The organism is Methylotuvimicrobium buryatense (assembly GCF_005931095.1).
In the GTDB taxonomy this organism is placed as follows: Bacteria; Pseudomonadota; Gammaproteobacteria; order Methylococcales; family Methylomonadaceae; genus Methylotuvimicrobium; species Methylotuvimicrobium buryatense.
On record NZ_CP035467.1, the window covers coordinates 42,079 to 62,351 of the forward strand.

Consider the following 20,273-nt stretch of genomic DNA (forward strand, 5'->3'; position numbering starts at 1 on the left):
GAAATTTCAGCCTCATTGTTTACGTCAAGGTCAAGTGGAACTATCCCACGGCCACGGCGAAACCGTTCTAAACATCTTGACTTTGGTGTCGCAATATAACCTTTCTCGAATTCTCTGTCATGCGTAGGTAATCGAATACCCGTCGTACATTACGCGCCAGCTTTTCGATAGTGGCTGCCACACTGTCTTTACTCATGGACTTAATCAACCCTGCGGCAAATCTGCGCAGACAGGTTATGTTTTCAGGTCCATGGCCTTTGCTTATCCTGCAACGATCTTCATTCCAATTCCAATCCAGTAGGTAATGATGACTCTCAACGCCCCAATGATCTCTATTGAACTTGAGCACTTGTTCGGCATTGGCGCTCATCGGCGAATGACTGGTTAGGCCGTAAGCCATCTCAAAGGTTTCTTGGCCGCTTTTTTTGTCGATGGTGTGGCGTTGTATGGCAAATATTTGCCCGACGAAAGGGAAATCAAGGTAGTCGTTCAGGAGCGTAGACGTCCAAATAGAGCGTGACTCAATACGACCATGCGTTAAGGTGTAGGGCTCGCTATAGTCAGGCGCTTGGCGATTTTCAAAGGCCAGGCGAAATATCCTGGGCGACTGTGGGTTGGTTGTCTTTGGCGGTAAATACATAATGGGCCTGCCGGTCTTCGACCAGATAGTGCGCCAGTTTACGCTGTGTTAAAAGGGCGTCGCCAGTGATCGTTTTATCGGCAATATCCGCCAAGGTATCAATAACAGGGATGAACATCCCAATTTCGTTGGTCTGTTTGAGTTCATCGCTTCCCTCTACAGGCAAAGCACCGACTTTTTTTGAGTGTGGCAGCGTCCCGTCTGATGCCCGACGACGCCCAGGATGTGTGTTTGACGACCGTCTTCATCAATCGCGTTACGCAGGTTTTTACCGTCGACGGCCAAGCCTTCGTCGGCTTCGGCGAATTGTTCGTTCCAGCCTTGCAGCGCAAGATCGAGTTGTGCGGGATCGACGCTAATTAAGGTTTCTCTAAAGGTGGTGCGACTGGGTACCTGATAACGCCCATTGCGTTTGCGACAGCCAAAACGGGCTCGCGCTTTTTGGCCTAAGTCATCCGCCCAGCTGCCAATCGCTTTATAGCCTTCCATTCCACAGAGCACGGCAGCTGTGGCAAGAGCCAGAATACACGGCAGAGAATGACGCTGTCCCTGCTTACGCCGCGGGTCAGGAATATCAAGAAAGAACTCTGGTAAAGTGCGCATTTGATCGGCGGTTAGCATGATTTTTGGTGCTCCATAGCCATAACAGGGGCTAAGCATAGGTTGCGACAAGTGAGTTTGAGCGCGCTTTTCCAAGGGTCTAACAAAAACCTGCTTGGGCTGTTGAGCGCTAGGGCTATAGCCTTGGCGAATCCGACGGTAACCACGGGTATCGCCGACATGCACCCAGTTAGAAGCACGATAAATCGTGCCATGAAACAACTGAGGATCAACGAAAGTTTCTAGCAATAATAAGGGGTAACCGAAGCGTTGCTGCCAATCCTGAGAAATTCGCCGTTCACATAAGGAAAGAACCCGGGACGCAAGGTTAGGATAATGGTGCTCGGGGAGAATCAAAAAGCGACTATTGTTAGCAATCAGGTGAAGGCGATCATATTGAACCCGATAGCTCCAACCAATCCACTGATCACGCGCAGCACATTTCCAGGCTGCGGCGGAAAAGCTGATGAGTGCCAGCCATTGATTATGATAGCTGGCGACATACCACAAGGTATGTCCGATCTTTGGTAAAGCGCCCAGATAGTGGTGTGCCTTCATTAATGACTGAAAACGTTCCCGCTCTTCCGACTGAGCTGGCTGTACGATGATCTCTTGAAGGTTCAAAGCCTGTATCCCAAACATAGAATGTCAGGATGCTTTATATCTGAAAAATGTAAGTTTGTCCAGGATTAGTTATATTTCATTGATTCGTAATGTAAAATTATAGAGAACTGTTCCGCCGTGGGAACTATCCAGACACAGAGGGTAAATAGAGAAATGCAAAAGACGATTGTTTTTCTGCATTTGTACGATGCCGAATAACGATTCAGTGATTGCCAATTGACCGTAACGAGAGACCGGTGGCCCCTCGGTAGTATATTGGCTCGAGAGAAGCGTCGTTGTTTCTATACTGGCCGCAAGATAACCACCCAAAATTGCTATCTAGATCACGTCATTCCGCAAGTAGGTTTTGGAAACAACTCTTACAAAAACATTGTCGCGCCATGCTATGACGCAAATTCCATGAAAAATGATAAGCCAGCAGATGAATTTATTCGGTTGTTGTAAAAAGATAAAACTATTTTTTTGTCAGAATTTTAGGAATTAAAAGAAAAATCGCTAAGCTTCAATCTGGTGAGTTAAAACCAGGCATCTCTTCCCCATGATATATCCAATGACGTAATCGTTTAGCCCCCCCCCTGTTCCTATCACGCCAAAACCGGCATAGGCAAACGAGGGACGGGTTGGTTTTTACGGCGTTCGGCCAGTGTTTGAGCAATAAACTCCCAAGGATTCAGGTCTCTCAAACGCGCGGTATCAATCACGCTCGCCAGCAAGGCAACCACGCGACTGCCTTGTGCCGTCCGCGAACCGAAGGTGATTTTGCGCAGCAATACCCAGTGCCGCAAACTGCGTTCCGCCACGTTGTTGGTCAATGGATGCGCCGGCGTTTCGACCACGCGCACGATGGCCTCCCAATCGTTGAGAAATTCGCCGGCTAATTGTCGGCTGTCAACATGCGCGATGTCTCGGTGCGTCTCGCAGAGCGAGCGCAGCAAGGTCAGCAACTGTTGATTCTGCGCCCATAAGGATTCGGCATCCGGCGGCGATTCGCGGAGTCGGTGGATGTTGCGCATCAACAGGATCATGGCCAATAACAAGGCTTCGCCGAAAGCTTGTCCTTCGCTATCCAGGCACTGATACAGTGCTCGGGCCTTGCGCACCAAGTGCGCCCAACAGCGCAAGCGCCTAGGAAAGATGCGATAGACGCTGTAGCCGTCGGTCATCAGTAAGCCGCAAAACGCTTCCCCTAAGAGCTGGTTCACGACGAGACGATGGCGTTTGCCCACTTGATAAATCACCGTCTGTGCGCTGACAAAGACCCAGAGCCAAAATAACTGCCCGGCTTCTTTCCAGGGTGTTTCATCGATATGTAAGAGGCCGGCGGCCTTGAGTTCCGCGATCAACTGCTCGTCGACGACCGGCGCAACGGCACGTCCCGCTTCATGAATGCATTGATTAATGGTGCTGGTGCTGAGGTAGATTCCCAGCCAATCGCGCAAATAGGCTTGGATTCTGCGGCGCGATGCCCGTAGGGACAATGAGAGATAGACCAGAAAACTGACCAGCCGGGGGCCGCACAGATGCCATTCGCTCAGGGCTACGCTCCAGCCGTCTTCGTCGGCGCCTCGCCCGGGCTCGGCAAGGGTTTGATGACCGCAGGGACAGGTCGCCGAGAAGTAGTCATGTCGGCTATGTTCGATTTGTAATTTCGGCGATTCGGCGTTGCCGACTTCAAGCTCCAGTTCGAACCGGGCGTTCCAGGGTCGATAGTCGGTGTTGTCGGCAAACGATTGCCCACACGCGGCGCAGCAATCCGGGCGATGCTCAATTGTCCGTGTCACCGGTAAGGTCAGGTTGCGGCTATAGCCTGGGCTACCGACTTGGCGCCCGGCTTTTTTAGGCTTTCCGCTATCACCGGTCGCCGCCGGAGGTGTTGCCGAGTCCTGGCTAGGTAAGTCATCTGACGAAGACTCAGACGAATCCAGTGCCGACAAGTCGTCCGTTGCCGGCGCTTCTTCCGACGGTTCGGCGCTGGATTGATTCGATTGCCAAGGCTCCCGGGATGACGGCGGACGCGAACTCGTATCCGGGGATTGTTTGAGTCGTTCTCGGGCTTCTTTGAGATCCGCCAACAGTTGCTTACTCAATGGACGCAACTCACCCTCCGGCAAATCATCCAGATAGTCCGTGTCCATTTGGCTAAGGTCTCGGTCGCTCAACGTCATGTCCTATAGCTTTTCATGTTTTAACGGGAGATGCTACTTTTTTAGTGATGGGGGGCTAAACGATTACCCAATGACAACACCAATAATTTTCTTCGATGAGTCACATAATACCGGTTCTCATTTATTAGATGCTAATCAACCGATATTTACGCTTGCCTCGGTAGATTACAATCCAGATGAATGTTCAGAGCTTTTACACTTAGTTTCATCCCATCAAGCATCCGAAGCGAAATTCAGTAGTCTTCAAAGCAGTGAAGCAGGACGTAGAAAAATATTGGATTTTGTTAATTCGCAAATGCACTCTGAAAAATGTGTAAAAACGATGATTGTACATAAGCGTTTCAATGTAATTACTCAACTTGTTGATAGCATAGAAGAAACGCTTATGCGTAGGGATGGAATCGATATTTATAAAAATAGCGGCAATATTGTATTAGCCAATTTACATTGGTATTTGACACCACATTTTTGTGGCGAACAACAATTTGATGACTTTCTGGCCAGTTTTGTTGAGATGGTCAGAAATCAATCCAGCGAATTTAAAAGTAAGTTTTTTAATAGCGCTAAAGTGCTATACGATAACTGCACAGATGAGAAGCATAAATCCATGCTTGCTCATTACATTTATGCGGAGCGTGTTATAGATGATATTCTCAACGGCATTGACAAAAAATACGCTATAGACCCCGCCATTAGTCTGTTCTTTTGTCATTTAACTGAATGGGAAAAACAGCTAGATGAAGCGCCTATCATTATCTATGACGAATCAAAACCCATTACAGCGTCGCAACCCATTTTTATGAAAATGATGGATAGTTCGATTCCTCCTGAAGAAGTGGGCTATGGTCAAAGGAAATTTACGGTTCCTTTAAAAGTTAAAGAATTTCGCTCTGGAAACTCAAGACAATATCCTGCTCTTCAAGTCGCCGACCTTATGGCAGGGGCCACACGATATTATTATTCGGCATTCTTTCGTAATAAAAATTCAATTTGCGAATAAGCTTAAAGACGCCGGAATTGAGCGCTTCGTATTTGGAGCTATTGGGCCGCTAGATCTGGAACACTTAATGTTTGATGATTTGAAAACTAGCGATAATGATATAAATCCGACTGATTACATGACGAAATTCTGTTCATAAAATCCAAGTGAGGGAAATTCGGCTTGGATTCCAATTGATATTCAAAGAGGTTAGATCAATATGAAAAATTACACGGCTATTATTGAAAAATGTCGCGATACCGGATTATACGTGGGCTTCATTCCTGGATTTACAGGTGCACATAGCCAAGCGGAATCATTGGATGAGCTTAATCAAAATCTTCGGGAAGTCATTGAAATGTTACTTGAGGATGGCGAGCCAATACTGGAAGCCGAGTTTGTTGGAACTCAAAATGTAGTTGTTGCTTAAGCATGGGAAACATACCAGTTCTTAAACCTCGCGAAGTTGTGGCTTTGCTTGAAATATTAGGATTTACAGAAATCCGGCAACGCGGCTCACATAAACAATTCCGTCATCCTGACGGTAGATGCACAACAGTGCCATTTCATGCAGGACGTGATATCTCGCCAGTTTTACTTCGGCAAATCGCTAAGGATATTGGCATGACAGTTGGAGAGTTACTTAAATTTCTAGTCTAAACCAACGCACCAGAAGACTCCGCTAGAGCTACACCGCTGAGCTTTACGTTACGCCAAAAAATTAGGAGGTTAGGTGGCTGTAGAAGAAAAAAAAGCTATCGCAAAGAATCTGTAAAGAAGAATAAGGGTATTGGCAAAATCCTTAAGGAAAACTGAGGAAAACTGAGGAAAACTGGGGTCAGGTAAAAATTAAACGCAGGCCAATTCAGCATTCAGTATCATTTAACCCGAACCTGACCCCAGTTATTTAAGGCACATTAAGCAGCGGGTGGGTTTCCTGCGATACGCACAGCGTACCCTACAGTCTTAAAGTTTCGACATTGGCGTAGTATTAATTTCAACTATTAATGCTAACATAGCTTTTTTTATTCGCTCTTTGCAGTATGGCCCGGCGCAAGGAAGTCCAAAAATCGAGAGGGAAGGGAAGCGCGCAGCTTAGCCAAGCTTGCGTCCGAATTGAATGTTAAGAACCGGCGATCTCAATGGGCAATCGAGCCGGCAACTCAGCGACCGACGGAATGATCAAATCCGGCATCACGCGGCTGGCGTTCGCATAGGCTTTGCGGTATTTGCCGGTCTTCACCAGAATACCGATTAGGCCGGTATTTTGACCGCCGCCGATGTCGGAATCGATGTCGTCGCCGACGATCGCGACGCGTTCGGGCGGCAATTCCAATTCGGTCAGCGCCGCACGGAAAAAATTGGGCGACGGTTTGCCGATGATCGTCGCACGCTGACCGCTGGCGTATTCGAGCTGCCGCCAAGCCCCCATGGATGGGTTTACGGCGTTCCTCGACAGGCATACCCCACACCCTAAAATCGGCGAAACGGCTCAAACTGGGAATTGCTGTGGTAACGTTTAACAAATCAAAACAGCCTACTGCTAACGCGTCGGTTGATTGAAGCGTTGAGTTTGGTAAGCAAGGTGGTGGTATCATTATGCAAACAACTTAATTGAGCAATTCGGAGTATCATTCATATTATGCAAGTTGCTACCGGAACCGTTGTCAACGGAAAAATCGTGCTGGAAGGGGTCTCTCTTACCGAGGGTGCCGTGGTAACCGTCGTTACGCGCGGTTCTGACGAAAGCTTTTTACTTACTGAGGCCCAAGAAAACGAACTACTTGCGGCCATGGCTGAAATTGAACGTGGTGAATATGTAAGCTTGGAAGAACTATTGCAGTCTCTTCCCGCGCATAATTGAGCATGGCGCTTCGGATAAGAATCGCCGCACGAGCAGCAAACCAGATTCGCAAGGCATCTGAGTGGTGGTCGGTAAACCGCCCCAGCGTTCCAAACGCTATCGCCACAGACTTTGGCGAGGCAGTGGCTTTGTTGGCCGAACAACCAGGCATCGGCGCTAAATATAAAGGTTCTCGCACCGTTGGCGTTCGCCGCCTTTTTCTCAGTCGCGTAGGGTACTTCAGTTACTACAAAGCTGAGGGCAGTTTCCTTCATGTACTTGCGTTTTGGCACGCAAGCCGAGAGCACCAGCCATCTCTATAATTTGGCCTAACACAACGGTCTAAGGGACACGCCGCCCGTTGGCGGCTTCTCTTGGCTTTCTTCAGCGGCACGCCCCTTAGTCAGCAAGTAGGGGCAAAATGACACCAGAATATTGGATTGATGCTGAGCAGAGGATTGCATCTTACTTGGCGGGTAATGATGTCGAGGACATCAAATACATGCAGGTCGAGCAGACCTTTGATGATCTAAGAGGTGAAGCTCATGTATGGTATTTACTACACTCCTTGCCTAATGCTGCCACGAAGCCGCATCTTCTATCGGTTCCAGGTGTGTTTCTATATCGATATGGTCGAATTTAGCTTTGATTCGATGTTCTATGGTTTCCAGCAAATCATGGCCTTGCTGTACAGACCATTGCCCCGGCACTAACACATGCACCGACATGAAACGGCGCGCGCCGGCATATCGAGTGCGCAAAGCATGGTAGGCAATTTGATCCGAAGCGATAAATTGCTCCAATACCCCTACAATTTCCGCTAGTTCTTCCTCCGGTAGCGTAGCGTCCATCAATCCGGAAATAGTGCGGCGCAATAGATGCAATCCTGCCCATAGAATGTTGATTGCCACTAAAATCGCAATCACCGGATCGAGAATCTCCCAACCCGGCATCCCTATTTGCTCGGCAAAATCCAGCGTCAACTGAAACCGATTACCCAACGCGATCAAGCCAATACCTAGGACAATTCCGACTGTGGTCCACACGTCGGTCATCAAATGCTTACCGTCCGCTTCTAAAGTAATTGAATGCCGGCTACGACCGACCGTAATCAGAATTTTAGCCACAACCAGATTGATTAACGACGCAAACACGGAAATGGCGATACCGACATCCAGTTGCTGCAAAGGCTCCGGATGCAGCAGGCGTTCCCAAGCGGTGTATGCGATACTGACGGCCGCCAGCAAAATCATCATGCCCTCGGCGCCACTGGAAAAATACTCGATCTTATCGTGGCCGTATGAGTGGGATTCATCCGGTGGTCGAGCAGCAATGTTCAATGAAATCAACACAATCACCGCAGCGACCAGATTAATCAACGACTCTAGCGCATCGGACAACAAGCCCACCGAACCGGTTAGCCAATAAGCATAACTCTTCAGTCCGATGGTCAATATAGCCGCAATGAATGACAACCACCCGTAGCGGGCCAATGATTTCTTTTCGGCAGCCATTCTCTCAATCCTGAAAAAATGCGCAGTTTAGCAACTCCAAATTACGACTTGCACTCAAAAAAACATTGGTTCAATTAAATCACAACCTGGGTCGAGTAACGGCGCACCTGAATTTGAAAGATCTGTGATCAGAATAAATTTACTTTTTCTATGATTCGTCAATCCGATCGATTAAACACAACGACCAATGATTCATTGGAATCCGGTTCGTGAATAAATCACAGAACCGGCGTTACTCGATCACCGCGTTTTCTTCTCCAAATCGGGATACTGTACCCAAGTTCAACAGCACGGTTGAACCCAACATCATCCATTAATAATCAGAGGAAAACGTCATGAAAAAATATACATTAGCAGCAGTCGCATTGGTCGCAGTCTTCAGCGGATCGGCAATGGCCGAAGGTTCCAAAATCGAAAAATCGACCTTGATCAATGCATCGAAAAACACGTTGACTAATACGCAAGCGATCGGCCGTAACAGCGCCGCGAGCACAGGCTCTATCAACGTGGTCGGCTCGAAAGTCGAAAAATCGACCGTGATCAACGCGTCCAAAAACACGTTGACCAACACCCAAGCGATCGGCAGGGACAGCGTCGCGAACACCGGTTCGATCGACATTCGCTAAAGCAGAAGCGGTGAATAGTTCACAATTTTAGCGTGAACGGTTCACCGCAAAACTAACAGTCAAACGGTACATTAAAACCGTGGCAAACAAACCCAATACTTAAAACTCAAGAGGAAAACGTCATGAAAAAATATACAGTAGCAGCAGTCGCATTGGTCGCAGTCTTCAGCGGATCGGCAATGGCCGAAGGCTCCAAAATCGAAAAATCGACCTTGATCAACGCCTCGAAAAACACGCTGACCAATACGCAAGCGATCGGCCGCAACAGCGCCGCGAGCACAGGTTCCATCAACGTGGTCGGCTCCAAAGTCGAAAAATCCACCGTGATCAATGCGTCCAAAAACACGTTGACCAACACCCAAGCGATCGGCAGGGACAGCGTCGCGAACACCGGTTCGATCGACATTCGCTAAAGCAGAAGCGGTGAATAGTTCACAATTTTAGTGTGAGCGGTTCACCGCAAAACAAACAACCAAACGATACAGTAAAACCGTAACAGAAAACCCAATACTTAAAACTCAAGAGGAAAACGTCATGAAAAAATTCACAGTAGCAGCAGTCGCATTGGTCGCAGTCTTCAGCGGATCGGCAATGGCCGAAGGTTCCAAAATCGAAAAATCGACCTTGATCAACGCATCGAAAAACACGTTGACCAACACGCAAGCCATCGGCCGCAATAGCGCCGCGAGCACCGGTTCTATCAACGTGGTCGGGTCGAAAGTCGAAAAATCCACCGTAATCAATGCGTCTAAAAATACGTTGACCAACACCCAAGCGATCGGCAGGGACAGTGTCGCGAATACCGGTTCGATCGATATTCGCTAACGGTTCGATTCTTAAGTGATCAGGCTTCTTTCAATTCCACATTTTCTCCTGGATTATCCGGCAGGAAAGAAGCTTTTAAGGAAGAACCCTAAACACCGGCTTTTGAATGAACGTCGCCAAAGACAAATTTACTGTAAGGAAAAAGACCTAATGGACTACCGTATGACACAGGGACGTGCTTTTTTTGGTTATAGTGGTATTCATAAGTCAATTACGCCAATGCCGAAATTTGGAGATTGTGGGATACAACGCTCACCAAAACTAAAAGAGGTACGCGAAGCGTACCCTACGACTCACTACCATTAAGTTAAGCCGACACGTAATAAGTAATGCTGGCATTCATGTTCGAATGCGCATCAAAAGCCTGCCATTCATGGCACTGGATTCCGCCAATCCATGGCGGAATGACGGGTTTCCTTCAACTTAATGGCAGTGTACCCTACGATGCTATGTTCTTGTTAATAGATTAAATTAATACTACACCAACATCAAAACATAAGGGTACGCTGTGCGTAACCTACAATTCACATCGGTTCGTAAATGAATTCATAGCTTTACTCTTCGCGTCTCCATTCGTCGATCATCGCAGCCACTAAATTTGTCCAAGTTTGATGAGATGCACCCAGACCCTTGCCGGTTTCGGCATGAAAATATTCGTGAAACAGCAATAGATTCCGCCAATGCGGGTCGTCATGAAATCGGCTGTCTTCCCCGAAAGCGGGAATACGTCCATCGGAGCCCGGCTGAAAAAGTTTGATCATGCGGTCCGCCAATTCTTTGGCCAGTACACCTAGAGTTAGCGAAGCAGGTTTATCGTCCAACATGACATCGATCTTAAATTCGGGGCCCAAGGCTTTATCCAGTTTGCGTAGCGATTCGACCATTAAGAAACCGACCGGAAACCAGATCGGACCGCGCCAGTTCGAATTGCCGCCTTTCAATTTGGACTCGGCTTCTCCCGGCTCATACCGGACGCTGTTCGCCCCGAACTCGAAGGGGGTTTCGTCATGGAATTTCGATAGGCTGCGCATACCGAACGGCGATAAGAATTCGTTACAGTCGAAGACGCGTTCCAGCATGCGTTTAATTTGCGCTTGATTCGGAATGCTCAATAAATAATTGGTTTGGCCGTTCCGTTCGACGGGATGACAACTGAACTGCGCGAATTGATTGCGGTTCGTCAGGAACCATTGCAGATTGGCCCGGAACGACGGAAATGGGGCGATCCAATCGGCTTCGAGGCGTTCGACGGCAAATAACGGGATCAGCCCGACCAAGGAGCGGACCAGGAACTTATCGAAATGCCCGTCGTGATGCCGGAGCACGTCATAAAAAAAGCCGTCGTCTTCGTCCCAAAGTTGGTAGTGGCGTCCGCCCATGTTTTTCATTGCGGCGCCGATGTAAATGTAATGTTCCAAAAACTTGGTCGCAAGGCTTTCGTAGGTGCGGTTGGTCAACGCGAGTTCCAAGGCGATACGCATCATGTTCAAACAGAACATCGCCATCCACCCGGTTGCATCGGATTGTTCGAGGGTTTGGCCGCCGTTCAACGGTTGGCTGCGGTCGACGACCGAAATGTTGTCCAGACCCAGGAATCCGCCTTCGAAGATATTATTGCCTTGGCTGTCGACTTTGTTGACCCACCAAGTGAAATTGAGCATTAATTTATGAAAGCAACGCTCCAGAAAGTCGCGGTCGGCATGGCCGTGCAAGCGCTTTTCCATGTTGTAAACGCGCCAGACCGCCAATGCGTGTACCGGCGGATTCAAATCGGAAAAGTCCCATTCGTAGGCCGGGATCTGACCGTTCGGATGCTGAAATTGTTCGAATAACATCAGCCATAGCTGTTCTTTGGCAAACTGAGGATCGATCAATGCCATCGGTATGCTGGCAAGCGCTAAATCCCAAGCGGCAAACCAGGGGTATTCCCATTTGTCAGGCATTAGCAGCACGCGCATCGAATTGAGATGCCGCCAGTGCCGGTTACGAATGGTTTGCCGCGATTCCGGCGGCGGTGCGCTCGGCAAATCGCCGTCGAGCCATTTGCGCACGTCGAATAAATAGGTCTGCTTGCTCCACAGCAAGCCGGCCAATGCTTGCCGCTGCACCAAGCGTTCTTGTTCGGTCGCAAGCTCGGGATGAAGCGTTCGATAAAATGCATCGGCTTCCGATTTGCGTTGTTTGATTAAGCTTTCCGCGTCCCGGAACGGCTCGTCGACGAGTTGCTCGCTTAGACGCAGATGAATTACGGCCGTTTTGCCCGCCTCGATATCGAACGCATAGTGCAAACAGGCTTTGGAACCGGAATTGTCGGGTTTAAGGCACGGTTCCCGATCGATAAGGTAGCGGTGAAACGCGTCTTTGGTGTAAAGCTGCGTATTGTCGGTACCGTAGACTCTAAGGGTATTGGTTTCGTTATCGGTAAACAGCGGCGTGCAGTCGCCTTCGGCATATAGATGGTAATTAGGTAAGCGGTAAGGGAAAAGCAGGCCGGGTAGTGCACCTAGCCGGGTGGTATCGGCCAATATGCAACGATAGGGTGAATTCGGAGAATCGATTAATTTAATTTCCGGCGCCTGTTTGCGCGGTTCGCTCCAGGCCCAAGTATTTCTAAACCACAGATGGGGGAGTATGTGTAGCGGTGCGTTGTCGGGTCCCCGGTTGGTTGCGGATATTTTGATGCAAATATCGCTGGGCGATGCCTTGGCGTATTCGATTTCGATATCGAAGTAGCGGTTTTCGTCGAATAGTCCGGTATCGAGCAGCTCGTATTCGGGGCCTTGTCCGCCCCGGGCTTGATTTTCCCGAACCAACGCTTCGTAGGGATAGGCGCGCTGCGGATATTTGTATAGATAACGCATGTAACTGTGTGTCGGCGTGTTGTCGAGATAGAAATAATATTCCTTGACGTCCTCGCCGTGATTGCCTTCCCACATGTTGAGGCCGAACGCGCGCTCTTTTAAAATCGGGTCTTGTCCGTTCCATAAGGCGACGGCGAAAACCAATAGTTGATAGCGGTCGCAGATGCCGGCCAAGCCGTCTTCGCCCCAGCGATAAGCTTTGCTACGCGCCAAATCGTGGGGCAAATAACGCCAGGCATCGCCATCCGGACTGTAATCTTCGCGGACGGTTCCCCAGGATCTTTCGCCGACATAGGGACCCCATAACCACCAGGGAGGCAGATCGCCTCGGTTTTCTTCGATTCGGTTGCGCTCGTTAGAATCAGCCATGATCGGCTCCTTGGAAGTGACCGGTAAGTGGTCTCGTTTGTGCGTTGATGTATAGCCATCTCAGATCAAAATTTTGGCAGGACAAGGTTTGCAAACCCCGTTCGAAACGTTTAAACCGTGGCCTAAGCAAGCTCAAACACTTAGGCCAAACCGAAACGTTGGGGACGGGTTAAATAACCCGTCCCGCAAGAGTATCGGAGCCATTCTTGGCACTGGATTCCGCCAATTCCTGGCGGAATGACGCGTTTTTTAAATTATTCGTTGTCTTATACCGTAGGTGCTACATTTGTTAAGGCTGGGTTTCGCTAAGTCGTCACCAAGCCGACGGTAATTTTTTGTTGATTTTGATGTGTTTGTTTTCGCATGAGACGTATCCGCCTTTTTCCAATTCGCTCAGTATTCGGCTGATCATCTCTCGCGACGAGCCGACCCGCATCGCGATATCTTTGTGGGTCAACGGTATTGAGACGACTAATTGGCCCTCTTGATTCGGTTCGGCCAGGCTTTGTATCAGTTTAACGAGCCGTCCGTAGACGTCCAATAATGCCAAGCCATGGGCTAGGCTCGTCAAAAACCTTACCCGTTCGCATAGATAACGTATGATCGCCAATGCGATTGCAGAGTTTTGAGTCAGTAGTTGTACGAATTCGGCTTTGTGCAAAACGATCAATTCGCATTTTTCGAGGGCGACGGCATTTGCCGACCGTGGGGCTTCGTCAAGTAGGGACAATTCTCCGAAATTATCTCCCGCTTGCAACGTGGAAAGAATCATTTCTTTTCCGTCTTCATTGGTTACGGTAATGTTGACTTTGCCTTTTTGTATGATGTACATGGCATTCGAAGTATCGCCTTCGCATAAGATCAACGAGTTTTTCAGAAATGTCCGGGTTTGGGTCAGTTTTGCCAGAGCGGTAAGCTCTTCGTCGTTCAATTCGCTGAATAAACCGTTGTTTCTTAAAATGTCAATATCGGTGGCCATGGCGACTCTGCATTGATTGGTTATCAAGAAATGATTTCGGCGATTTACATTGGCAAAAATCGCTTTTTCTTATATTGATTTACAAAGCTAGCATATTAAAGAATTAATTGCTTACTTACCATAACGTTCATGAAGGCCTGGTCATCGCCCCGGCAAATGAAAGTTCTCTGGTGGGGAGGGTACGGTCACTCGCCCGACAGGACGCCGTGAATACGTCCCTGTAGGCTCGACGGCGGCTATCCCTGCCGCCGACGCCTGTCGGTCGAGCAACCGCACCCTCTCCGGAACCGGCATTTGCTCTGTCGAGCGCCGTATATCGAAAAATTAGATAAAGGGTCTATATCTACGAACTTTCACAGTAACGTTCATGAAGGCCTAGCCATCGCCCCGGCAAATGAAAGTTCTCTGGTTGGGGAGGGTACGGTCACTCGCCCGACAGGACGCCGTGAATACGTCCCTGTAGGCTCGACGGCGGCTCGAACGCCAAGGATGGCGTGAATGCAGATTTTCCAGGAGCAAAAATCTGCCCTGCCGCCGACGCCTGTCGGTCGAGCAACCGCACCCTCCTCGGAACCGGCATTATTTTTCATATCGAAAAATTAGATAAGGAGTCCGAATCCACGAACTTTCACAGTAATAAATGAAAGGGCGTTTTAGCCCGAATCGTTTAATGCAAGTTGACGAATATTGTTCTTTTATCAATAAAGTAGTCAAAATAAGTGCTGATTAGCAAGATGCTTCAGCTTATCGAAGCCAAGTGTCCGAGCAGGGGCTAGTCGTAGTCGCAAAAACTACAATATGCTGTTACCCAAGCTCCAGCTTGGGTAACCTGTTCAGGAAGCTCTAGCTTCCGGTGTGTCTTTCCCAAACTGGAGCTTGGGAAAGAGCATGATGTGGGTTGGCCGTTTTTAGCTTGACGCGCATGGCTTGCGAACCCCGTCCTGCTAAGGATATGCTGATCTTTGGGCTTTAGCTGAAGAAACTTGCTAATCAGGAAATAAGTTGTAACTCAACAGAGTTTTGCCGGGGGGCATTTGTTATGAAAACCATAGTCGTTGCGTTTTTAGTACTGACGGGGCTCGAAGTGCCTGCCTCGGAGTGTAGTAACATCCAATATCTGGATGCCAAGAGTCAAGGCGTCGAAGTCGTAAACGATCGTTGCGCCAAGGGAAACGAAGTCGGCCTGGGGACCGTCTTTAAATTAAGCCCGGACGCAAGATTATGGATCAAATCGTTACCTAAGCCCGAAACCGATGCGGATTTTCAACTCGTTTGTCAAAACGGTTCGTCCGCACCGCTCGAAGTCACTGTATCGAGCTTGTTTTTGCCGTGGATTACGCCGACCGATTTGAAAAACTGCACCGGATGGGTGGACCATAAACTCAAATGCGACGGCGTTCATGGCGGCAGTAATGCATTCTTTTGCGCTATCGCGGCGATCAAGCGTTCCGAGACCGCAGGCAGCGGGCAACTTGCGATGTCGACTTCGGTCAAGATGCGTAACTATTCGGATCATGAGCGGCAGGCCGGCATCGACGAAATCTTCGAGGCCATCGAGCCTGAAATCGGACTGTGCCGGAATCTTTTTCAAGTCGACGGCAAAATTACGGTTCATTGGACCGTCGATTCGATGGGGCGCGCCGAGTCTGTAATGCTATCGTCCATAGAATCTGAAGACGGCCGGTTTTCGAATTGTGTCGAGGCAGTCATCAAGGACTACCGTTATCCGGCGACAAGAACCGGCCAAAAGTTTACCCGCACTTTTTGATGCTTGATTTACCGATCAACCGATGGATTGTGTTGATACCGCTAATCGCAGCGGCATTTTTGGCCGGCTTGATTTTGGATCGCTTGGCCGGTACCGCTATCGACGACTGGATACACGATTCCGCGTTGGTCTTTCAAGCCCGAGAAGAATGGCGATACACTGCGGTTGTGGTTTTGGATCACGGCGTCCCGATTGATGTGGGCCGTAAACAGGCTTTACCCCTTTTTGCCAAAGCTACGGAACGAATTATTGCCGCTGGCGGTAAGGGCGTTTTTCTCGACGCGGTTGTTTCGAAAGAAATGGAAGGCAGAATGCCTTATGCCGCTTGTATCGAATCGCCCGGCGCCGTGCAATGGTCGCAGCCTCGATGTGCTGCTTCCCCTACCGGCGAATGCCGAATGAGTAATAGCGAATTAGGCAACGCGCCTTTGCAAATGCCGGCCTTTGCTATAGAACATTTCAAAATTGCTCCCTATTTTAGCGGTCAAGAAGCGCTTCCCGATTTCTTACTGTACGGCTTGGAGGCCGCTTTCGCAGTACCCGAAAACGGTTTGGTAGCAAGCGACCGTTTGGTCTCTAAAAATAACAGCCCCATCTCACGATGGTTGGATTTGAGCCCGGATCATGCCGTCGTTGCACTGACTCGATTTATCCTTCCGCAAAATACCGGCGACGATTATTTACACGGACCCGATGATGAACTATGCGACGGCCGCCGTCCATGCCGCCGAATACGGTTGAGCAAGCCGCAGTTCGTCATATCCGAAGAAGGCAATAGGCCGATGATACCGGTCAGTCGCTTGGCGTCTTGCGATAGCGAAATTGCAGAGCGGACTGCCGCGTTATTGAGGGATAAAGTAGCCGTGTTTCAGTTGACTGCACCCGACGAAGCTACCGACGTGTTGGTAACGCCGATGACGACGGGTTTGTTCGGCCCTCATTTGCCGACTCACGGAGCGCAGTTTTTGGTCGATGCGGTCGAGACGCTACTGAATCGAGATCATCCGAGAGCGCCCGCGTTACCGGTAAAAGCGGCATTGTTTTTGATAGCGGCCTTGATCGGCGTCCTATCGGGCGCTTATTTGAAGCAGAGCTTTGTTTGGTTTATCGGCGGCTTGTTTATTACTGCTGTCGGATCCTTGTGCTATTTGAACGATTTGGTTCAACTTTGGCCGGTAACGACAAGTATGATCGTTTTTATCGCCGGTGTCGGCCAAACGATAGGGATGCATTTGATCATCGGTTCGCGGGAAGGCAAGCTGATTATCAATTATATGCCGAGGCAAATTCATAATTTATTGATAAGCTTGAAACCTAACGAAACCTTTCAAAACCGGCGTCGATTCGCGCTGGTATTGATGAGCGATTTGGCCGGGTATACGACCGTGACCGGCTTCATTAAGGATCCGGCCGAAGTGCTGAATCTAATGAACGATTATTTGAGCGAAACCTCATTGATTCTTCAAGATAAATACAATGGCTGGCTGGAAGATTATGTCGGCGATATGGTTTGTTATTATTGGCCCTATCAATACAATGAAGGGGAAAATATAGCAGCATGCGCCAATGCATTGCAGGCCGCGTTGGAATTGGTCACATTGCAAAAACGTTTTTTTGCGACGCTCGAAGAGCGCTATGATCGAAAAATTGAAGCCGATGTGCTCAAACGGATTCATGCGATTATCGACGCCGGTGTCGGCTTGACTGCGGGCTCGGTGGTGATGGGCGATCTGGGGCCGAAAAAAGGCGTCAGAAAATTCGGCATTTTGGGCGATCCAATGAATCTGGCCGCGCGAGTGGAAAGCCTGACCCGCTTGTTCAATACCGAGATCATCGTCACCGAAGACTTTATCGGCGCGGCGCGGCAATTGAATTATCCGGTTCGGCGCTTAGGGCGCCTGCAAGTCAAGGGCAGGAACGAACCGGCAACCTTATATGCCGTGGGCCATGCCGGCGACTCGCGTTTTTCGCCGGATGCGATTGCTGCTTGGGAAAACTGGTTGGCAGGCATCGAAACGCACAGTTCGGCGACATCGGAATGCCCCGAAGTTTACCGAAAGGACCGAAGCACAATAACGAAATGGCTGGAAAGACGCTTATTGGGCGCCGACGGCGTCTGGCATTTGGACGAAAAATGATTCCGGCGCATTCCCCGACTCATTGACATCAAACACATACCGAACCATGGATCGAGATCCTAAAGAATCAGCCGTCAACCGAACTAAAGAGTCGGATGAAACCATCATTCAACAAAAGCCGCGTCGAGAAACGGGCAATTCGGATTTATATTCGGCTCGAACGCAGCACGAACTCTTCGGAACGACCGGCGGAATCGGTAAAACAGCGACCGGTTTTGACGATAGCAGTCCTTATGCCGACGGCTCAGTCACTCCGGGTTCGGGCTCGGTATTGAAAAATCGCTATGACCTTTTGGAGAAAATCGGAACGGGGGGCATGGGTAGTGTTTATAAAGCCTTGGACCGGCGCGATATCGAAGCCGGCAATTCAGCCTTTATTGCGGTCAAGGTGCTGAATGACGAGTTCAGGGCCAATCCCGAATTATTGAAGGCCATGCATAGCGAAGCCAGAAAAACCCAATCGCTGGCGCATCCGAATATTTTGACCGTTTACGATTTCGACAGAGACGGTCCGATCGTATTCATGACGATGGAATATCTGGAAGGCGTTACGCTGGACAAAATCGTCAAAAACCATCCGGCGGGACTCGAACAGTCCGAAGCATTGGCGATTATTAGGCAAATTTGCGCTGCATTGAGCCATGCGCATGCAAAAGGGATTATCCATTCGGATTTTAAGCCCTCCAACATATTCATCGATATCCATAATCGAGTCAAAATATTGGATTTCGGTATCGCACGGCTACAGAATTTTTCCCGGGTGGGAAGTTTCGATGCCGGCGTGCTTGGCGGCATGACGCCGGCTTATGCAACGCTGGAAATGTTGCATGGGGAAAAGCCGGACCCTCGGGACGATATTTATGCGTTGGCTTGCGTGGCTTATGAATTGTTCGCCGGCTTTCATCCGTTCAACCGGCAGCGTGCCGACGATTGTTTGCAAAAAAAGGTCCGCCCCAAAGCGATACGATCGCTCAATGCCCGGCAATGGAATGCATTGAAGAAGGGGCTACAGTTCAAGCGCGAAGATCGAATCGATAGTGTTGAAGCGTTTTTAAAAGGTTTGGAATCGCGGAACAAGCCTTACCAGGCTTTGTATTATGTCTTGCTGGCGGCGATATTTCTGGGGGCGGCGGCGATGATTCGGCCCTATTGGCAGCGGTATTCGATCGAAAAACCGGAAAACGAAGCTCTAACCGAAGTGCCGATCGATAAAACCGCTGCGCAGCTTGACGCAGAGGAGACGGTCGCCGATGGGCAAACTTCCGAAGTGTCAACACCGCCAAGCGGTCAAATAGAACAAAATTCATTACCCGAACATATCTTCTCTATCTCGATCAACAAAACCGACTTTAAAATCGGAGAAAGTTTAATAGTCGATTTTCAGGTCGAGCAAGCCTTGTATGTCTACATCGCCGTAATCGATGCGGCGGGTGCCGTGGGTTGGGTATATCCCAATCCCTATCAGGAAGACAATTACAGTCTTCCCGGCAAGCGCTACCGCATCCCGCCGGAAGAGGGCGATTTTACAATCGATATCGGAGAGCCGAAAGGTATCGATCAAGTGATCGCGATAGCAAGCCCCGATGCTTTGCCGATCGACCTCATTGACGTATTTAACCCGGAAAAACTCAAAGAAACCTACCAAGTCGTCATCAAAACACTGGAATTTACCATTCGCTGAGCGTATTAATCGTCATCGTCTTCCCTGCTTGCCAGCGCGACCATTATTTCCCGATATTCATCGGCTTTCGGGCGGTACAGGAACACGGCCAAAACCGACAACGCGGTAAAAATATAAAGGGTGTTGTAATCGTCTCCCAGCAGGAATATCGCCAAACCCATCAAAGCGACAGTTTCGGCCAGTCCCATCGATACGATCACGGTAAGCAAATAGCGCTGTTTGGCCGGCTTTGGCCCGGGCATGGTTTGGTTTAGACGCAATTGAATATGGCGGAGCAGATTGGTCACCGGAAAACCGATAATGGCCAACACATAAAAGAGGGTACGAATCAGGACGCGTTGATCTTCCGGAAGATTAATCCGCCATTGTTCGCCGGCTACATGGCAAAAAATCAAATAGGCCGCTACGGTGGTAAGAGTCAGCCCGGCGATGGTCCAATGAAGTTTAAGATCGTTATTGCTGTGTTGTAAAGAATGGTGACTCGACATGAGGCTTCCTGTAAGTTTGTGATAACCATGTAGATTACGAAAAATTCCGGTTGAGCGGGTAGCTATCTGTTTTAGGCTTGAGAGCTCTATGATACCAAAGTCGCAGCAATTCCCAGTTTGAGCGGTTTCGCCGATTTTAGGGTGTGGGGTATACCTGTCGAGGAACGCCGTAA

At 49.2% G+C, this 20,273-nt stretch carries 21 protein-coding genes; 12 read left to right on the plus strand and 9 right to left on the minus strand.

All coding sequences use genetic code 11. The features are described from left to right. Nucleotides 1-67: 67 nt before the first annotated feature. From EQU24_RS00185 to EQU24_RS00195, 3 genes are all read right to left on the minus strand, one after another. Nucleotides 68-400 carry a hypothetical protein gene (locus EQU24_RS00185; RefSeq protein WP_017841440.1) on the minus strand — a complete coding sequence of 111 codons (333 nt, stop codon included), beginning with the start codon at nt 398-400 and terminating at the stop codon, nt 68-70. 178 nt (nt 401-578) lie between these two features. Beyond that, on the minus strand, nt 579-806 hold the full coding sequence (locus EQU24_RS00190; RefSeq protein ID WP_138767047.1) for a hypothetical protein: 228 nt from the start codon (nt 804-806) through the stop codon (nt 579-581). After that, nucleotides 797-1,864: a Druantia anti-phage system protein DruA gene (locus EQU24_RS00195; protein ID WP_235726418.1), complete on the minus strand. Its 1,068-nt coding sequence runs from the start codon at nt 1,862-1,864 to the stop codon at nt 797-799. Before EQU24_RS00195 ends, EQU24_RS00190 begins: the two co-directional genes overlap by 10 nt. 255 nt (nt 1,865-2,119) lie before the next feature. On the opposite strand from EQU24_RS00195, the gene EQU24_RS23405 reads away from it, so the two are divergent. Then, a complete protein-coding gene (locus tag EQU24_RS23405; protein ID WP_175421645.1) occupies nt 2,120-2,308 on the plus strand; it encodes an HNH endonuclease domain-containing protein in 189 nt (62 codons plus the stop codon). Between the two features lie 140 nt (nt 2,309-2,448). Here EQU24_RS23405 and tnpC read toward each other — a convergent pair whose 3' ends face one another. Beyond that, on the minus strand, nt 2,449-4,029 hold the full coding sequence (tnpC, locus tag EQU24_RS00205; RefSeq protein WP_244310896.1) for an IS66 family transposase: 1,581 nt from the start codon (nt 4,027-4,029) through the stop codon (nt 2,449-2,451). Between the two features lie 70 nt (nt 4,030-4,099). Between tnpC and EQU24_RS00210 the strand changes: the two genes are divergently transcribed. From EQU24_RS00210 to EQU24_RS23410, 3 genes are all read left to right on the plus strand, one after another. Continuing rightward, complete coding sequence (locus tag EQU24_RS00210) at nt 4,100-5,029, plus strand: DUF3800 domain-containing protein (protein ID WP_017841436.1); 930 nt, start codon at nt 4,100-4,102, stop codon at nt 5,027-5,029. Between the two features lie 199 nt (nt 5,030-5,228). Then, a complete protein-coding gene (locus EQU24_RS00215) occupies nt 5,229-5,438 on the plus strand; it encodes a type II toxin-antitoxin system HicB family antitoxin (RefSeq protein ID WP_017841435.1) in 210 nt (69 codons plus the stop codon). 2 nt (nt 5,439-5,440) lie between these two features. Then, a complete protein-coding gene (locus tag EQU24_RS23410; RefSeq protein WP_083877746.1) occupies nt 5,441-5,668 on the plus strand; it encodes a type II toxin-antitoxin system HicA family toxin in 228 nt (75 codons plus the stop codon). Between the two features lie 463 nt (nt 5,669-6,131). On the opposite strand, the gene EQU24_RS00225 is transcribed toward EQU24_RS23410, so the two are convergent. Then, nucleotides 6,132-6,440, minus strand: coding sequence for an HAD hydrolase-like protein (locus EQU24_RS00225; protein WP_017841434.1), 309 nt, complete (start codon nt 6,438-6,440; stop codon nt 6,132-6,134). 210 nt (nt 6,441-6,650) lie between these two features. On the opposite strand from EQU24_RS00225, the gene EQU24_RS00230 reads away from it, so the two are divergent. After that, complete coding sequence (locus EQU24_RS00230) at nt 6,651-6,872, plus strand: transcriptional regulator (protein WP_014146562.1); 222 nt, start codon at nt 6,651-6,653, stop codon at nt 6,870-6,872. A 2-nt stretch (nt 6,873-6,874) separates the two neighbouring features. Beyond that, nucleotides 6,875-7,174 carry a type II toxin-antitoxin system RelE/ParE family toxin gene (locus EQU24_RS23415; protein WP_017841433.1) on the plus strand — a complete coding sequence of 100 codons (300 nt, stop codon included), beginning with the start codon at nt 6,875-6,877 and terminating at the stop codon, nt 7,172-7,174. Nucleotides 7,175-7,423: 249 nt separating this feature from the next. On the opposite strand, the gene EQU24_RS00245 is transcribed toward EQU24_RS23415, so the two are convergent. Next, nucleotides 7,424-8,365 carry a cation diffusion facilitator family transporter gene (locus EQU24_RS00245; protein ID WP_017841432.1) on the minus strand — a complete coding sequence of 314 codons (942 nt, stop codon included), beginning with the start codon at nt 8,363-8,365 and terminating at the stop codon, nt 7,424-7,426. A 335-nt stretch (nt 8,366-8,700) separates the two neighbouring features. Between EQU24_RS00245 and EQU24_RS00250 the strand changes: the two genes are divergently transcribed. The 3 genes from EQU24_RS00250 to EQU24_RS00260 all read left to right on the plus strand — a co-directional run bounded on the left by EQU24_RS00250 (nt 8,701) and on the right by EQU24_RS00260 (nt 9,816). Beyond that, on the plus strand, nt 8,701-8,991 hold the full coding sequence (locus EQU24_RS00250) for a hypothetical protein (RefSeq protein ID WP_017841431.1): 291 nt from the start codon (nt 8,701-8,703) through the stop codon (nt 8,989-8,991). 122 nt (nt 8,992-9,113) lie between these two features. Further along, nucleotides 9,114-9,404, plus strand: a complete 291-nt coding sequence (locus tag EQU24_RS00255; protein WP_017841430.1) for a hypothetical protein — start codon at nt 9,114-9,116, stop codon at nt 9,402-9,404. Between the two features lie 121 nt (nt 9,405-9,525). Next, nucleotides 9,526-9,816, plus strand: a complete 291-nt coding sequence (locus tag EQU24_RS00260) for a hypothetical protein (RefSeq protein ID WP_017841429.1) — start codon at nt 9,526-9,528, stop codon at nt 9,814-9,816. Between the two features lie 554 nt (nt 9,817-10,370). On the opposite strand, the gene EQU24_RS00265 is transcribed toward EQU24_RS00260, so the two are convergent. Both EQU24_RS00265 and EQU24_RS00270 read right to left on the minus strand, forming a co-directional pair. After that, a complete protein-coding gene (locus tag EQU24_RS00265) occupies nt 10,371-13,046 on the minus strand; it encodes an MGH1-like glycoside hydrolase domain-containing protein (RefSeq protein ID WP_017841428.1) in 2,676 nt (891 codons plus the stop codon). Nucleotides 13,047-13,359: 313 nt separating this feature from the next. Next, a complete protein-coding gene (locus EQU24_RS00270) occupies nt 13,360-14,025 on the minus strand; it encodes a Crp/Fnr family transcriptional regulator (RefSeq protein WP_017841427.1) in 666 nt (221 codons plus the stop codon). Nucleotides 14,026-15,064: 1,039 nt separating this feature from the next. Between EQU24_RS00270 and EQU24_RS00275 the strand changes: the two genes are divergently transcribed. Genes EQU24_RS00275 through EQU24_RS00285 form a run of 3 tightly spaced genes read left to right on the plus strand, consistent with a single transcriptional unit; the run spans nt 15,065 to nt 19,612 of the window. Then, nucleotides 15,065-15,793: a hypothetical protein gene (locus tag EQU24_RS00275; RefSeq protein ID WP_017841425.1), complete on the plus strand. Its 729-nt coding sequence runs from the start codon at nt 15,065-15,067 to the stop codon at nt 15,791-15,793. Next, nucleotides 15,793-17,931 carry an adenylate/guanylate cyclase domain-containing protein gene (locus EQU24_RS00280; RefSeq protein WP_017841424.1) on the plus strand — a complete coding sequence of 713 codons (2,139 nt, stop codon included), beginning with the start codon at nt 15,793-15,795 and terminating at the stop codon, nt 17,929-17,931. The genes EQU24_RS00275 and EQU24_RS00280 overlap by 1 nt, the downstream gene beginning before the upstream one ends. A 46-nt stretch (nt 17,932-17,977) precedes the next feature. After that, entirely contained in the window at nt 17,978-19,612 is a 1,635-nt protein-coding gene (locus EQU24_RS00285; RefSeq protein WP_017841423.1) for a serine/threonine-protein kinase, read from the plus strand. 5 nt (nt 19,613-19,617) lie between these two features. On the opposite strand, the gene EQU24_RS00290 is transcribed toward EQU24_RS00285, so the two are convergent. Continuing rightward, nucleotides 19,618-20,100: a hypothetical protein gene (locus EQU24_RS00290; RefSeq protein WP_017841422.1), complete on the minus strand. Its 483-nt coding sequence runs from the start codon at nt 20,098-20,100 to the stop codon at nt 19,618-19,620. Nucleotides 20,101-20,273: the final 173 nt, after the last annotated feature.

Excerpts from the sequence above, each read along its gene's own strand:
- EQU24_RS23415 (WP_017841433.1), top strand. The coding sequence starts at position 6,875 with ATGGCGCTTCGGATAAGAATCGCCGCACGAGCAGCAAACCAGATTCGC.
- EQU24_RS00285 (WP_017841423.1), top strand. The coding sequence starts at position 17,978 with ATGGATCGAGATCCTAAAGAATCAGCCGTCAACCGAACTAAAGAGTCG.
- EQU24_RS00225 (WP_017841434.1), bottom strand. The coding sequence starts at position 6,440 with ATGGGGGCTTGGCGGCAGCTCGAATACGCCAGCGGTCAGCGTGCGACG.
- EQU24_RS00260 (WP_017841429.1), top strand. The coding sequence starts at position 9,526 with ATGAAAAAATTCACAGTAGCAGCAGTCGCATTGGTCGCAGTCTTCAGC.
- EQU24_RS00275 (WP_017841425.1), top strand. The coding sequence starts at position 15,065 with ATGAAAACCATAGTCGTTGCGTTTTTAGTACTGACGGGGCTCGAAGTG.
- tnpC (WP_244310896.1), bottom strand. The coding sequence starts at position 4,029 with ATGACGTTGAGCGACCGAGACCTTAGCCAAATGGACACGGACTATCTG.
- EQU24_RS00280 (WP_017841424.1), top strand. The coding sequence starts at position 15,793 with ATGCTTGATTTACCGATCAACCGATGGATTGTGTTGATACCGCTAATC.
- EQU24_RS00265 (WP_017841428.1), bottom strand. The coding sequence starts at position 13,046 with ATGGCTGATTCTAACGAGCGCAACCGAATCGAAGAAAACCGAGGCGAT.
- EQU24_RS00185 (WP_017841440.1), bottom strand. The coding sequence starts at position 400 with ATGGCTTACGGCCTAACCAGTCATTCGCCGATGAGCGCCAATGCCGAA.
- EQU24_RS00230 (WP_014146562.1), top strand. The coding sequence starts at position 6,651 with ATGCAAGTTGCTACCGGAACCGTTGTCAACGGAAAAATCGTGCTGGAA.
- EQU24_RS23410 (WP_083877746.1), top strand. The coding sequence starts at position 5,441 with ATGGGAAACATACCAGTTCTTAAACCTCGCGAAGTTGTGGCTTTGCTT.
- EQU24_RS00210 (WP_017841436.1), top strand. The coding sequence starts at position 4,100 with ATGACAACACCAATAATTTTCTTCGATGAGTCACATAATACCGGTTCT.
- EQU24_RS00290 (WP_017841422.1), bottom strand. The coding sequence starts at position 20,100 with ATGTCGAGTCACCATTCTTTACAACACAGCAATAACGATCTTAAACTT.
- EQU24_RS00215 (WP_017841435.1), top strand. The coding sequence starts at position 5,229 with ATGAAAAATTACACGGCTATTATTGAAAAATGTCGCGATACCGGATTA.
- EQU24_RS00250 (WP_017841431.1), top strand. The coding sequence starts at position 8,701 with ATGAAAAAATATACATTAGCAGCAGTCGCATTGGTCGCAGTCTTCAGC.
- EQU24_RS00255 (WP_017841430.1), top strand. The coding sequence starts at position 9,114 with ATGAAAAAATATACAGTAGCAGCAGTCGCATTGGTCGCAGTCTTCAGC.
- EQU24_RS00270 (WP_017841427.1), bottom strand. The coding sequence starts at position 14,025 with ATGGCCACCGATATTGACATTTTAAGAAACAACGGTTTATTCAGCGAA.
- EQU24_RS00245 (WP_017841432.1), bottom strand. The coding sequence starts at position 8,365 with ATGGCTGCCGAAAAGAAATCATTGGCCCGCTACGGGTGGTTGTCATTC.